The organism is Nocardia alni (assembly GCF_019038435.1).
Lineage (GTDB): Bacteria > Actinomycetota > Actinomycetes > Mycobacteriales > Mycobacteriaceae > Nocardia > Nocardia alni.
The window spans coordinates 85,763-99,069 of sequence record NZ_JAGPOX010000003.1; the positions used below are offsets into that span (position 1 = coordinate 85,763).

Below are 13,307 nucleotides of genomic sequence, written 5' to 3' on the forward strand. Positions count from 1 at the left end.
GAGATCAACTCACCCGTCATATGTGAAACACCGCGAAACCCACCATCCGCCAACGACATCCGGCATAGCACATCGCCGGGGCCCGGACGGGCACCCTCCCGACCGGAAAGTCCGTTATGCGCGTCGGCGAATCACCCCGAGCCTGTCACACAGCCGTATATCCGGCGTCGAGTTCCCGGTGCAGTGTGACGCGGTCGATCGCGTTCTCCCACTTGCCGACGACGAGCGTAGCCACGCAGTTTCCGGCGATGTTGGTGAACACGAAGGCCGCCGACAGGACACTGTGAACGCCCAGCACCAGAGCGACGCTCGCCACCGGGATCGTGTGCGTGGCCGCCAGCGTCAAGGTCAGCACCGCGATCGCCGAGCCGGAGACGCCCGCGCCGCCCTTCGAGGTCAGCAGCAGCACGACCAGCAGCCCCAGCTGGGCCCGCCAGCTCAGGTCGGTGCCGGTGGCCTGCGCGAGGAACACGCTGACCGTGGCGAAGTACAGGCAGGTGCCGTCGTGGTTGAAGCTGTAGGCGGTGGGCAGCACAAGGCCGACCACGGGCTCGTCGACGCCCAGTTGCTCGAGTTTCGCGGTAAGTTGCGGAAAGACGCTCTCCGACGAACTCGTGCCGAGCACCAGTACCAGCTCCGCCCGGAAGTAGCGCAGCACCTTCCACAGGCCGACGCCGGCGTAGCGCGAGACCGGCCACAGCACCAGCACGAAGAAGAGCACCACGATCAGGTAGAACACGCCGACCAGCTCGGCGAGTGAAACCAATGTGGACAGTCCGTACTTCGACACCGTGAAGGCGATGGCGCCGAACGCCGCGAACGGCGCGAGGCGCATGACCTTCCTGATGATCCAGAACAGCGACTGCTGCACGGTGCCGACGATGTCCAGCACCGGCTGCGCCTTCTCACCCAGCGACGCGAGCCCGCACGCGAACAGGACCGAGAACACCAGTACCTGGAGGATCTCGCCTTTGGCGAAGGCGCCGACCGCGGAGGTGGGCACGAGACTCACGAGAAACTCGTCGAAGCCCTCCGACTTCGCCGGCGCCGCGGACGCCGGGGTGTGCAGCGACGACAGGTCGACGTGCATGCCGTCGCCGGGACGCAGCAGGTTCGCCACGACGAGGCCGATCACGAGTGCGATCGAGGTGATCACTTCGAAGTACACGATGGACTTCACCGCGATGCGCCCGACCTTGCCCAGGTCGCGCACGCTCGCGATGCCGTGGGTGACCGCGCAGAAGATGATCAGGGTCACGACCATCTGGATGAGGTGGATGAAGATGTCGCCGAGAAATCCGACGTGGCGGCCGACCGAGGGCGCGAGCGCGCCCACTAGTACACCGAATACGACGCCGGCGACGACCTGGACGGTCAGGTCGGTGTAGAAGCGTTTGGGCTTGCGGGCCTGTTCCGGGGCATCCGGGATACTCTCACTCATCGTCTTCCGGTTTCTCCGTTGAATTTCCGGCGCCGGCTCGTGCCGGGGCGATGTCAGACGTCGCCGAGGACGGCAGCGTCGATGTGGTCGGCTCCCGGATAGAACTCGGCCGCGGTTGCGCCGAAGATCTGCCGCAGGTCGGCGTCCGGTAGGACCGAGACGGTTTCGCGGGCCTCGGCGAGGAGATCGGGCAGCCGGCCATCGGCAGCGGGGAAGTTCGAGCCCCACGCGATGCGGTTGGCGCCGTAGGCCGCGACCAGGTCCGTGAGGAACTCCCGCACGGTCGACGCGCCCTTCTCCGCCGCGCTGAGGGCGCGATGGGTGAGCTTGAGATGGACGCCGGGGTAGGCGGCGAGACCGAACAGGTCCTCGGCCAGGTGGTAGGGGCGGCCGTCGGACAGGTCGGGACGCGCGCAGTGGTCGAGCAGCACACGGACATTCGGAAAACGGTCGAGCAGTGAGCGGAGCTTGGGCAGGCCCTGGATCGTCATCTGCAGGCACACCGGGATGTCGTGCCGATCGGCGTGAGCCCAGGCTGGGAACGAGTCCTCATGGCCTAGCCAGTCGGCTTGGCCGGGCATGGTCGTGCCGGTGGTGAACAGGCGGAAGCCGGAGAAACCCAGGCCCTGCCAATGGTCGATCCGCTCGACGGCGTCGGGGGCCATCGCATCGATCGAGTAGACGCCGGCGAAGCGATCCGGGTGGCGCCGCAGTGCCTCGGCGGCGTAGCGATTGTCGTGCCCGTAGACGGTGGACGCCTGCACGACAACGGCTCTCGCGATGCCGGCGTCGTCGAGGGCCCGAACCAGGCCCTCGATGTCCACGGGATGGACCTTCGACCACTCGGACTGCTTCCCGCCGATCGGGTCGACCGGATACCGCTGCGCGTCCGGGGAGATGACATGAGTATGTGTGTCGACGATGTCCATCGAACCTCCTGTGGCCGAAGGGACAGCGCAACATCAGATCCTCGGCGACCCGAAACCCGCGCGCTCCGGCAAATTCGGACGATACATGATTGTTAACAATCTCGTCCGAAATTTTGTGGGCGATTTCGTTGATAGGAAGGCGCACCCCGCCCCGGCCCAGGCCGGTGGTCTCCGGCGGTGCCGGGCAGATCGTCAAGTCGGTCGGTCGGCATCCCGATCCTTTCTCGATGCCAGATTATCTCAGCGGAGGACTTGCACTCATATGTGCGGAGTGCTAAAACAAATCTAAGTCAGATGACAGAGGTTATCTGATCTTCCTTCGAGAGAGATTGGAGTGAGTGGAGGTGGCGACCATGCTGATGCGCGCCGATCCGTTCCGGGATCTGGATCGCTTGACCCAGCAGGTGTTCGGCACGCCGGCCCGGCCGGCGTTGATGCCGATGGACGCCTGGCGCGAGGGTGACGAGTTCTTCGCCGAACTCGATCTGCCCGGCATCGACCCGGAGTCCCTGGATCTGGATATCGAACGCAATGTGGTGACCGTGCGTGCGTCTCGCCCGCAGTTGGACCCCAACCGGTCGATGATCGCCGCGGAACGCACCCGCGGAGTGTTCAGCCGCCAGTTGTTCCTGGGGGAGAATCTCGACACCGACGCCATCCGCGCGGAGTACCGCGACGGGGTTCTGCGCCTGGCCATCCCTGTCGCGGAGAAGGCCAAGCCCCGCAAGATCGAGATCGCCCGCCACCACGACAAGCAGGCGATCAACGCCTGACCCCGGCGGTATCACGGGAAAGCCCCGTGATGGTGTGCGTGATCCTCCGCGGACGGGTGAGCCCGGTCAGCTACGGGTCTTCCGGGCTCACCCGGCCCCGCACGATGCGCGGCAGCGCTGGCTGCGCTGCCGCTACCACACGCCGTAACCCGGCCGGGGCAGTCCGCCCTGAGCAATGCAGCAGCCCACCGACCGGTACTACAAGGACCACCGTGGACCACCGATCACATCGCATCCAGCCAGCCAGCCAAGCCCTGGAATTTTGCCCCACCCGCACGGCCACAACCGATTCCGACACCCGACAGATAGTGCGCTGGCCCGACCCCAGCCCCTTGGCCCACTGGTGGACCGAGGTCATGGACGGCGCCCTCACCCCGGTCGCCGCACCCCCGGCAAGGTTATGAGATCCATGCTCACCCTGCTTACGCTGCTGGTGCTCGTTCCCTCGCTCGCCGCCCTCGCCGGCTGGACATGCGTAGCCGCCACCTGCTGGCGCGAAATTCGCAACCACTACCGGCAGCCACCACCCGACAAGCCCGCAACCCGCACACCGGCACTCCGGTGACCAACTCCTCTGCGTGTTGTCCCGGCCGGCTACGCGATGGGGGCTTGATGCCACCGATCGCGGAGTGCCGCCTCGTGGCCCTGTATCAGTCGTTCCATTTATCGAGTGCGGCAACGAATTCTGACTTACCGGCGGTAGTCGAGGTAGTGGACAGTGGTCGCCGGTGTGAGTTCGCCTGGGCGGGGTAGTGCCGGGTCCATGGACGTGGACTCGTGCACTGTGGGGGTCGAGGAAGAATTTCTCCTGGTGGACAGGAGGGTCGGGGCGCCGACGGCCAGGAACGCCGAGGTGGCTGAGGCTGCCCGAGCCGCCGGGATCGATCTGCAGCTGGAGTTGACCAGTTGCCAGGTGGAGACCAACACAGGTGTGCACACTCGGACGGCGGAGCTGTCGAGGGAGTTACGCGCCTTGCGCAAGCAGGTCGCGGAATGCGCGGAGAAGAACGAGGCGTGCCTGCTCGCGGTAGGGGTTCCGCCGACGGTGCCCGACGGATTCCCGGTCACTCATACCGAGCGCTACCAGCGAATCGCACACGAGTTCGGGATGCTCGCCCATGAGCAGGGAATGTGCGGATGTCATGTCCACGTGGGTGTCCCTGATCGGGAGATCGCCATCCAGATAAGCAATTTCCTGCGCCCACGATTACCGCTGGTGTTGGCACTGACGGCGAATTCATCAATTTATCGGGGCAGCGAAACCGGTTTTGCCAGTTGGCGCAGCATCCTGTGGCGACGTTGGCCCAGTGCGGGGCCGCCTCCATACTTCGTGTCGAGCGATGAATACGACGCGATGGTTGCCATGATGCTCGACAGCGGCAGCATCCTGGACGAGAAGATGGTCTATTGGGACGTTCGGCCCGCTACCGCGTTTCCCACTGTCGAGGTTCGGGTCAGCGATGTCCCCGCGACGGTCGAGGAGACCGTGTTGTTGGCGACGCTGATACGCGCCGCGGTGCTGACTGCGCAAATGTCATTGGCGGAAGGAAGACCCGCCCCCGCGGTTACCGGCGAAGTGCTGCGTGCGGCGTACTGGAAGGCGGCGCGTTCGGGAATCGCCGGGCAGGCGCTCGATCCGATAGACGGCCGTGTGCTGCCTGCCTCCGAGTTGCTTGCCGAGTTCGTCGACTATCTGGCTCCAGCGCTGAAACAGTTGAACGATCAGGCGTTCGTCACCGATACAGTCGCCGCTGTGCTCGGGCGCGGCAATGGAGCGATGCGCCAGACCGAGGCCATGCGGGCGAGGGGCGAGGTCGGTGATGTCATCGAGGAAGCAGCCCGGGCGACTGTGCTGGGTTGTCACTGAGCCTCGCTGCCCGTGGCCGACTGGGACAGCCTGAACAGGGTTGGGCGTCGTTTCGGGGGTATACGGAGCGTGTGAATCCTGTCAGCGATGAAGACGAACTGGATGTGCCCGGAGCCCGCGGGCCGATATCGGCTGCGGTCCATGCACTGCTGGCTGGTGACCGGCAGATCGACTGGCCCGACATCGAGTCGGCCGACCCGTACGGCGAGGATCTGCACCTCGCGCTGCACAATTGCTATGAGCTGGCCTACCGTGGCTTCACGTCGGTCGATGCGGACATGGAATGGGATCTGGAGCTGCTGGAACTGCGTGCCCGGATGGAGAAGCACTTCGAATCGGCCCTACGCCGGGACGTGCCCGGCGGCGCGGACCTCGCCGCCGAACTGGAGACCCTGGTGACCGAACCCGCGGAAGCCGCCGGCATCAGCGAGTTCCTGCGTACCGAGGGTGAATGGTGGCACATACGTGAGTATTTCGCGCACCGGTCGATCTACCACCACAAGGAAGCCGACCCCTACATCTGGGCCGTGCCGCGACTACGCGGGCAGGCCAAGGCCGCGCTGGTCGCGGTCGAATACGACGAGTTCGGCGCCGGGCGAGCCGAGCGCGTACATGCCCGGTTGTTCGCCGAGTTGCTGGCCGGCGCGGGCTTGAACTCGGGCTACCTGCACTATCTGAACCAGGTCCCCGCCCCGATGCTGGCTTTGGTGAACATGATGTCGCTGTTCGGTCTGCATCGATCGTTACGGGGCGCTCTGGTCGGCCACTTCGCGACGGTCGAGATCACCTCCCCGCCGGGCTCGCGGCGCATGGTGCAGGCCCTCCGGCGACTCGATGCCGATCCGGCCTGCGTGCTGTTCTACACCGAGCATGTCGAAGCGGATGCGGTGCACGAGCAGATCATGCGCCGGGACGTGCTCGGTGACCTGCTACGCCGCGAGCCACAGCTGACCGAATCGGTTGTCTTCGGAATCCAGGTGACGAACCTGTTGGAGGACCGCTTCGAACAGCATGTGCTACACGACAACTGGCGGGCCGCTCGCACCTCCTTGCGCGAGCCACTCCCCGACCCTGACGCGCCGGCTCGCCCGCCCGTAGGCGCTGCTGATTAACTCGGCGGGAACGGGTATACGCCCGCCGTGATCATCTTGCCGGTGCCAGGGGTGTATCGCCCGCAGGCCGATACCCGACTATTGGTACAAGCCCTTCTCGACGCGCCGCTGCGGCCGGGTGAACGTGTGCTCGACGCCTTCACCGGCAGCGGCGCGGTCGCGATCCGCGCGGCCGCGGCCGGCGCCGGTCATGTGACCGCGGTGGACATCTCCCGCCGCGCGGCGGTCTCGGCGCGGTTGAACGCGTACCTGCATCGCCGCCGGGTGCAGGTGGTGCGCCGTGATATCACCGAGTTCGCTCGCGGAAAGCGTTTCGATGTGGTGGTAGCCAATCCGCCGTATGTACCGTCGCCTGGCGCACCGCCCACAACCGGGCCCGAACGTGCCTGGGACGGTGGGCCGGACGGCCGGGTGCTGCTCGACCGGTTCTGCCGGGCACTACCCGATCTGCTCGACCACCAAGGCTACGGCCTGATCGTCCATTCCGAGGTCTGCGGTTCGGAGTCGACTGTGCGAATGCTGCGTGAGGGTGGACTGAAAGCGGCCGTCGTGGTGCGGCAGCGAATTGCCTTCGGCCCGGTGATGAACGCCCGCGCGCGATGGCTGGAATCGGCCGGCCTGGTCGAGCCCGGCCAGCAACACGAAGAGGTGGTGGTGATTCGTGCCGACAGAACCCGGCCGTGATATTCGAAAGGTTACCCTCACCCGGGACGGCCCGGCACTGATCGAAGGGCCCGTCGAGATCGTCACCGACGACGGGCGGGCCGTCCGCTCGGACCGGTTCATCGTCGCATTGTGTCTGTGCCGCCGCTCGAACGACTACCCGTTCTGCGACACCAGCCACCGTCGCCGCCGCCGCACAGAATGAACCGAAATCAGCACGACGTTCGCACCCGCAACAGAACGGCTCGCGCAGTAGGCGACCACCGCATGCCCAACAGCTCCGCGGTGGTCGCCTACGCGGGTGATCCGGGCGAAGTCACGGACCGGCTGCCCGACACTACCTCGCCGCTGCGCCCGCGCGGCCACAAGCGTCGCGGCTGCGTGACCGCGCGCCTCGCCGGAAAGAGCGCTGGCCCGGCGAGCGGCAGGAGTCAAGCGATGGATGCCGCCGGCGCGTTACCAGCCGGTGGCACCGTGGTCTTGCTCCGCAAGAACGAAGCCGCCTTGACCGTCCGGGTCCAGTCCGGTGTCGAGGATCTTGTCGTCCAGGAGGGCTGCGGCCTGCTCGTCCAGGAAGATCCGCGACCCTTCGGTCGTAATGATCTGGTCCTGTTCGGCCGGTCTCGTGGCGACCGCCATCGATAGTGTATTGGCGCCGCCTGTCGCGGAGATCCGCAGTCCGGCGTCGGTCTGCGCGCCCTCGGTTGAGGTCAGGGTGCGAACTGCCTCTACGGCAGTGGGAGTGAGCATCAGCATCTGTCTGGTCCTTTCCGCTGTCGTGACAGCCCGCCACGGTGTGTAGCGCACTGCATTTCTCGCGGGCCAGTCTTCAGCCCCGATCGTCGACACGTGCCGTAGTCGGCACCGCACTGATCGTCCTCCCAAGCGTAGCCACGAACCCGGTTCACGCAACCACTCGTTCCGGTGCTGTTCCGGAAGCGACTGTGCCGCCACCACAAGGACGGACCGTTTTACTTGGGGACGAGGATGCCGCTCAAGTCCGCGTTGCGGATCGGGGTGTCCGGATTGGCTTGGACCTTGCACATGAGCCCGATAGCAGAAATAGCGCGCTCGACGGTCTGATCGTCTGGCGTCGAGGTCGTTTTGTCATCCTGCTGTAAGTATTTGCGGACCGTGATGTGCTGGGTGTTGTCGTCCTGCTTGGTGAATTCACTACAGGGCGTGTCGCCACCCTTATTGGTGATTTCCTGAGTTTTCTCGCAACCGGCCACAACGACCGATAAAGCGACACCGAGCGCGACGACGCCGTACCCCGATACCCGCATAGAATCATGCCCCTCTACATCTTGGTGAACATTGTCGTCCGGTGCCGCAGTACGTTTCCGCACCCACGTGTGTCCAATGCCCGGATCTGCGTGTGATCGCTGCGCGTGTAACGAGCAATGCGCCTCTCGGAGCGGGGCCCTTACACCTCAGCGCGGCGAGCTGCTTCGGCGCCCGAGCCGCAGGTGGATATGGGCGCGCCTACGGCCAGTTCGCCCTGCGCCGAGTGCGCGCCCGTACCGAGTGGTTCTAGAAATAGTGAGCTCGGCCCGCGACCGGCCGCCCCAGCGCTCCGAGAAGGGCAAGGACAACGCCGATTACAGCGGCAATAATGCCCAGCGTCCACAGGATCGGGATCGAGAAGATAAACCCGACCACCAGTAGAATAATACCGAGGATAATCATGGATACAGCTCCTTTACTCTCTTGCCGACCGTTACCACACTTAAGATGTCGAGTGAAACGACCAAGCTACAGCGATGAACTCCAATCGGCTATACCCGACACCTCCGGGGCCAAACAAGACAGCGGCATATCGCATGCCCACGTCCTCTTCTCAACGTTCTGAACACATCCCATGGCCTAAAAACTCGAGAAAGCAGGCTGAACACCGAGGCACGCCGCGAATACCGCCGCATCACCACCAGGTCACCGCGGGTCGCTACACCTCCCTGACGAACCTCACCGTGGACCAAGCGCGCACCTGGGTGGCGCGAACCTGACCCAGGCGGTGTTCTCGCAGCGTCGGATGGCACCACCGCTCGTCCATTGCGGGTTTCCGAGCGTGGCGGCAACAACGCAGGTAAGGCGCGACCCGGCGGGCCGCGACCAGCCTTGCCGAGACCGCGTCTCCCCGTCGACTACTTGCCCTACCGGAAAGGAGTATGTACTTTCTAGCTAGGCAAGTAGTCGATGGAGGCAGTGATGAACGAAGACCAGAACCAGCGCCACGCACAGGAAGCGCTCGCGTTGATGACGGCACATCAGGAGCGGACGAGGCGGGCAGCACGGGTGCCAGGCTGGTTCTACGTGGCGATGTTCGTTTTCTCCGTCGCAGCGACGGCGGCGAACGATGTGGTCGGGATCGGTGGCCGCAAGGTGATCGGGGCAGGGGTCTTGGTCTTGCTGCTGGCCACGTTGACGGTCAGGCTGTTCACCCGGTCGGCTCCGTTGAGCCTGGTGCGTGGGGTGGCTCCCCGGCAGTCGTCGCAGCCGCGGGTTTATATCGCCGTGTTGTTCGCCGCGGCGGTGCTCGGGTGGCTGATCGTGCGGTACGGCACCGGTCTCGCCCACTCCCTCGCCACGGCGCTCGGTGTGCCCGGTTATCCGAATACCGTTGCGGGCCTGCTGTATGCGGCCGCGGCTACCGGATTGTTCGCCCTGAGTCAGCAGCTGATGGCGCGGCCTTCGAGCCGATGAGTGGCCCGGAACTGGACCGGCTGCTCTCGGACCCGACGCGACTGACGGTGATGTCCGTGTTGTCCGCGGCGCAGTGGTGTGAGTTCGCTTTCCTGCGCGGTGCGGTCGGACTATCGGATTCGGCGCTGTCCAAACAGCTGACCACGCTCCGTAACGACGGCTATATCGAGCAGCAGCGCGCCTACTCCGGACGGGTACCCAAGACCACCGTGCGCGCCACCGACCACGGACGCCAGCGCCTCCACGCACACGCCCAGGCATTACAGGCGATCCTCGACCAAGCGGGCGCACCGCCGCGCGACCGGGCGTAAGGACGCTCGCGGGCAGGTGCCAGGCCCTGTGATCCGCCTCGCGCCACGTCGAAGCCCTGCGACGCATCCACCCAGTCCCAGCAGACCGGCGCACCTCGGGTAGTCGGAAACCCCACTGACCCAGCAGCTTCGTACACACAACGGGGCCTGCTGTAAAAACCGTCGTCGCGCGATCTCACGCGGTGCGGAATTCATATCGTTCGTTCGGATCGGAGTGACAAGTAATGAATAAGCGACTGGTCAAAGCCCTGGGTGTCGCCGCCCTCGGCATCGCAGCCACCGGACTGTTCATCCCCCAAGCCGCCGCCGACTCGGTCACCCATCTCGCACCGGGTGTCGATTGCGAAGAGTGGCAGTGCACCAACAACACCAACGACGAATACCAGATCGAGTACGACGCACACTGTCTCTATACCGGAACCGCCGAGGTGCCTCACCTGGTGGACCACGACGACTCAACCTTGATACTCCCGCACAAACAAGGAATCATCAGCCCGAGCTGCCCGCCCGAGTCGGATAAGAAGGGCAATGTCGTCGACGGCGTCCCGTTCGATGTGTACTACAGGTCAGCACAGGTCGACAACGTGCCGCCACTGCGACTGCCGACCGGCTCGGCTCACTGATCCCACAGGATCGCCTCCGGTACCGAATTCGATTGCCGCGCAGAGATTCCCGTCGGATGGGGAAGCTCTGGTTGAAGACCCGCGAGGATCGACTCGTTCGCGCCGATCTCATTGCCGAGTGGGAAGGATGCGAGAGACGACCCGGACCGATAACGGGACTAGCTAGCCCTCCGGGTAGAAGAGAAACAGCGTGCAGCCCGTAGTGGATGCGGGCACATGCCACGACCCCGCCGGGGCATGCAGAAACGTCCCGGCCGGGTAGTCGAGCGCGCCATCGTTGAATGTCCCGTCGACCACGTAGACCTCCTCCGGTCCGGGCTCATGGATGTCGCGGCGCGGCCACGACGTGCCCGGGTCCATCTCCAGCACGTTGGCGTGCGCGCCGCTCGGTCCCTTCCAGAGCGGACGTAGCCGGATCCCGGGGAAGATCTCGCGGACGGGGGACTCGGTGACGGATACGGAGGTGTAGCCCTCCTGGGCGAGGATCTCAGGGTCCATGTCTTCCACGGTGCCGTGCATGATCGCGTCGAGACAGTGTCGAGAAAGACGTCATAGGGTACTTTTCTGCCATGCATCGCGTGGTGGCCTTGGTGCGGCCGGTGCAGTCGACGTTCGAGCTCGGCTGCGCCGCGGAGGTGTTCGGTACAGTGCGTGCCGGGGTGCCGCAGCACTACGAGTTCGAGGTGTGCACGGAGACGCCTGGCCCGGTGCCGACATCGGCCGGGTACTCGATGGCCGTGACACGGGGCCTTTCGGCGCTCGCATACGCGGACACCGTGCTCATCCCGGGCTGGGCGCCAGTGGAGGCGCCGCTGTCGGCCCGCGTGCGCCGCGCGCTGCTGCAGGCACACGACCGTGGGACGCGGCTTGTCACGATCTGCTCTGGGGTGTTCGCCCTGGCCCGCACGGGATTATTGGACGGCCGCTCGGCCACGACACACTGGGCGCGCGCCGAGCAGTTGCGGCAGGAGTTCCCGCGGATACGCGTGGAGCCGGACGTGCTCTACGTGGACCACGGCGACGTCGCCACGAGCGCTGGGGCGGGAGCGGGTATCGACCTGTGCCTGCACCTCGTCCGACAAGACCACGGGGCCGCGCATGCTGCACTCGTCGCGCGCCACATGGTGATGCCACCGCACCGCGACGGCGGCCAGGCACAGTACGCGCCGCCCCCGCCGCCCGCGGACGCGCTGGACGGCCTGCTCGAATGGGCTGGCGCACACCTCGCGACACCGATGTCGGTCGGTGATATGGCCGCGCACCTCACCATCGCGCCCCGCACACTGGCACGGCGCTTCACCGACCAACTCAACACGAGCCCGGGAGCGTGGCTGCTGTCCCGCCGGATCGCTGCGGCACGCATCCTTCTGGAAGAGACAGACCTGCCAGTGGAAGCGATCGCGGCCCGCGTCGGACTCACCTCGGCGGTAAACCTGCGCCGCCGTTTCCGCGCTCAGGTGGGCACGACCCCGGGCGCCTACCGGCGAGCGTTCAGGGTCTCGTGACCGACGGAGATCGATGCATTCCGGGTCTCCGCCCGTCACCAACATCCTGCTACACAACAGCTGGTCCGGAGAACATTCCGGTGTTCGAAACCGAACTTCTCACTGCTCAGCGCACCGGTATATTTCATGGCATATTTTCACCCCCGTGGCGAACCTGCTGACTCTTAATCGGCAGGTTCGGGGTTCGAGTCCCTGAGCTCCGGTACCAGGACGGCACGGCCGTTAGAGGCTACCGCCAGCGGGTGTTAGGCGGTTCGATCGTCGGGGCCGGGGTCGAGTACGTCGGCCAGGACGCGTGCGAGGCCGGGCCTCGGCGGCCTCGGGGAGTTGGACGACATCGCCGGCCGGGAGCGGGTACGGCTGAATGATGGTCGTCTGTTCAGTGTCGGTCGGGGTCGGGGCGTTGGTCGAGGGTGTGTTGCAGGTCGGTGTTGACGCGTTGGGCTTCGGCAAGCTGGTCTTGCAGGATGACGATCTGGCAGGCCGACTCGAGGGTGTTACCGGCATCCACGAGTTCGCGTACGCGCCCGGCGATGCGCAACTGGTAGCGGGAGTAGCGGCGGTGCCCGCCTGCTGATCGTTGCGGGGTGAGCAGTTGCACCGCGTCCAGGCCGCGCAGAAATACTTGGGTGACACCGAGGATCTCCGCGGCCCTGCCCATGCTGTAGGCGGGGTAGGTGTCGTCATCGAGTTTGTCCGCGGCACTGGGGCCGTCGATGGGGTCAGGGTTCGGTGGGGACACAGCACCTCTCGGGTTCAACGCTGACAGGCCCCGGCGCGTGTGCGCCGGGGCCTGGGATCTACGAAGGGAGGGATTGATATCAATTCATTCCATCGGCCACGTGGGCCGATGTCCTACACCGCGCCCGCCATATTCCGGGACACGGAACCGATAAACGACTACTCAGTGAGCACCACCTCCTGGATCGACGGGTCCTGCCCTTGCGTACTTCGGTCTTGCTGTTCTTCCTTGCTTCTTCGTCCCCTTCCGGGCGGTCCGGCCGACTACACCGGATTAGCGCCTCCGCCGGAAGGGGACGGTCGAACTCGTGCTTCCGGGTAGCTCACCTACCCGGCCAACGTGCCTTCTCATCTGCAACGACAGTGACTGTATACCGGCCCACACCGAATGTCTACCCCCGACACCACAGATTTTCCTCTGTCAGTGTCGAGTGATTATTTCAGGCGAGGTAGACGGTTTCGGATCATCGCGACCGGGGGTAGATCCGGTACACCGGCGTCATCCTTCGTCGGAGACCTGCGCGTATTCGACGAGGCCGCGTATCGAGGTCTGACCCAACAGCATCATCGACACCGGAGTCGAGGCACCGTCTTCCGCGGCGTGGGTCAGGCGGGAGTGGCGCAGCTGATGCAACGTGT

General features: G+C 65.3%; 17 protein-coding genes. 10 read left to right on the plus strand and 7 right to left on the minus strand.

Annotated features, from left to right (window positions below; translation table 11 throughout):
* Positions 1–145: 145 nt before the first annotated feature.
* Both JZ791_RS02340 and JZ791_RS02345 read right to left on the minus strand, forming a co-directional pair.
* Complete coding sequence (locus JZ791_RS02340) at positions 146–1,441, minus strand: cation:dicarboxylate symporter family transporter (protein ID WP_216892434.1); 1,296 nt, start codon at positions 1,439–1,441, stop codon at positions 146–148.
* A 53-nt stretch (positions 1,442–1,494) separates the two neighbouring features.
* Positions 1,495–2,370 carry an amidohydrolase family protein gene (locus JZ791_RS02345; protein WP_216892435.1) on the minus strand — a complete coding sequence of 292 codons (876 nt, stop codon included), beginning with the start codon at positions 2,368–2,370 and terminating at the stop codon, positions 1,495–1,497.
* A 338-nt stretch (positions 2,371–2,708) separates the two neighbouring features.
* On the opposite strand from JZ791_RS02345, the gene JZ791_RS02350 reads away from it, so the two are divergent.
* The 6 genes from JZ791_RS02350 to JZ791_RS02375 all read left to right on the plus strand — a co-directional run bounded on the left by JZ791_RS02350 (position 2,709) and on the right by JZ791_RS02375 (position 6,990).
* A complete protein-coding gene (locus JZ791_RS02350) occupies positions 2,709–3,143 on the plus strand; it encodes an Hsp20/alpha crystallin family protein (protein WP_308162724.1) in 435 nt (144 codons plus the stop codon).
* 409 nt (positions 3,144–3,552) lie between these two features.
* A complete protein-coding gene (locus JZ791_RS02355; RefSeq protein ID WP_216892436.1) occupies positions 3,553–3,708 on the plus strand; it encodes a hypothetical protein in 156 nt (51 codons plus the stop codon).
* Between the two features lie 198 nt (positions 3,709–3,906).
* Positions 3,907–5,010 (plus strand): glutamate--cysteine ligase 2, encoded by a 1,104-nt coding sequence (locus tag JZ791_RS02360; RefSeq protein WP_216892437.1) that lies wholly within the window; start codon positions 3,907–3,909, stop codon positions 5,008–5,010.
* 71 nt (positions 5,011–5,081) lie between these two features.
* Positions 5,082–6,122 carry an iron-containing redox enzyme family protein gene (locus tag JZ791_RS02365; protein ID WP_216892438.1) on the plus strand — a complete coding sequence of 347 codons (1,041 nt, stop codon included), beginning with the start codon at positions 5,082–5,084 and terminating at the stop codon, positions 6,120–6,122.
* A gap of 30 nt (positions 6,123–6,152) precedes the next feature.
* Positions 6,153–6,806, plus strand: a complete 654-nt coding sequence (locus JZ791_RS02370) for a HemK2/MTQ2 family protein methyltransferase (RefSeq protein ID WP_216892517.1) — start codon at positions 6,153–6,155, stop codon at positions 6,804–6,806.
* Positions 6,784–6,990, plus strand: a complete 207-nt coding sequence (locus JZ791_RS02375) for a CDGSH iron-sulfur domain-containing protein (protein WP_216892439.1) — start codon at positions 6,784–6,786, stop codon at positions 6,988–6,990. Before JZ791_RS02370 ends, JZ791_RS02375 begins: the two co-directional genes overlap by 23 nt.
* A gap of 251 nt (positions 6,991–7,241) precedes the next feature.
* Here JZ791_RS02375 and JZ791_RS02380 read toward each other — a convergent pair whose 3' ends face one another.
* From JZ791_RS02380 to JZ791_RS02390, 3 genes are all read right to left on the minus strand, one after another.
* A complete protein-coding gene (locus JZ791_RS02380) occupies positions 7,242–7,541 on the minus strand; it encodes a hypothetical protein (RefSeq protein WP_216892440.1) in 300 nt (99 codons plus the stop codon).
* A gap of 215 nt (positions 7,542–7,756) precedes the next feature.
* Positions 7,757–8,071: a hypothetical protein gene (locus JZ791_RS02385; protein ID WP_216892441.1), complete on the minus strand. Its 315-nt coding sequence runs from the start codon at positions 8,069–8,071 to the stop codon at positions 7,757–7,759.
* A 247-nt stretch (positions 8,072–8,318) separates the two neighbouring features.
* Positions 8,319–8,474 (minus strand): hypothetical protein, encoded by a 156-nt coding sequence (locus JZ791_RS02390; protein WP_216892442.1) that lies wholly within the window; start codon positions 8,472–8,474, stop codon positions 8,319–8,321.
* A gap of 519 nt (positions 8,475–8,993) precedes the next feature.
* On the opposite strand from JZ791_RS02390, the gene JZ791_RS02395 reads away from it, so the two are divergent.
* From JZ791_RS02395 to JZ791_RS02405, 3 genes are all read left to right on the plus strand, one after another.
* Positions 8,994–9,488 (plus strand): hypothetical protein, encoded by a 495-nt coding sequence (locus JZ791_RS02395; RefSeq protein WP_216892443.1) that lies wholly within the window; start codon positions 8,994–8,996, stop codon positions 9,486–9,488.
* Positions 9,485–9,799 carry a transcriptional regulator gene (locus JZ791_RS02400; RefSeq protein WP_216892444.1) on the plus strand — a complete coding sequence of 105 codons (315 nt, stop codon included), beginning with the start codon at positions 9,485–9,487 and terminating at the stop codon, positions 9,797–9,799. Before JZ791_RS02395 ends, JZ791_RS02400 begins: the two co-directional genes overlap by 4 nt.
* Before the next feature lie 224 nt (positions 9,800–10,023).
* Positions 10,024–10,422: a hypothetical protein gene (locus tag JZ791_RS02405; RefSeq protein ID WP_216892445.1), complete on the plus strand. Its 399-nt coding sequence runs from the start codon at positions 10,024–10,026 to the stop codon at positions 10,420–10,422.
* A gap of 162 nt (positions 10,423–10,584) precedes the next feature.
* On the opposite strand, the gene JZ791_RS02410 is transcribed toward JZ791_RS02405, so the two are convergent.
* Entirely contained in the window at positions 10,585–10,920 is a 336-nt protein-coding gene (locus tag JZ791_RS02410) for a cupin domain-containing protein (RefSeq protein ID WP_216892446.1), read from the minus strand.
* Positions 10,921–10,991: 71 nt separating this feature from the next.
* Here JZ791_RS02410 and JZ791_RS02415 point away from each other — a divergent pair, with 71 nt between their 5' ends.
* A complete protein-coding gene (locus tag JZ791_RS02415) occupies positions 10,992–11,927 on the plus strand; it encodes a GlxA family transcriptional regulator (protein ID WP_216892447.1) in 936 nt (311 codons plus the stop codon).
* 379 nt (positions 11,928–12,306) lie between these two features.
* Here the strand turns inward: JZ791_RS02415 and JZ791_RS02420 are convergent, their stop codons facing one another.
* On the minus strand, positions 12,307–12,669 hold the full coding sequence (locus tag JZ791_RS02420; protein ID WP_308162725.1) for a helix-turn-helix domain-containing protein: 363 nt from the start codon (positions 12,667–12,669) through the stop codon (positions 12,307–12,309).
* Between the last annotated feature and the right edge of the window lie 638 nt (positions 12,670–13,307).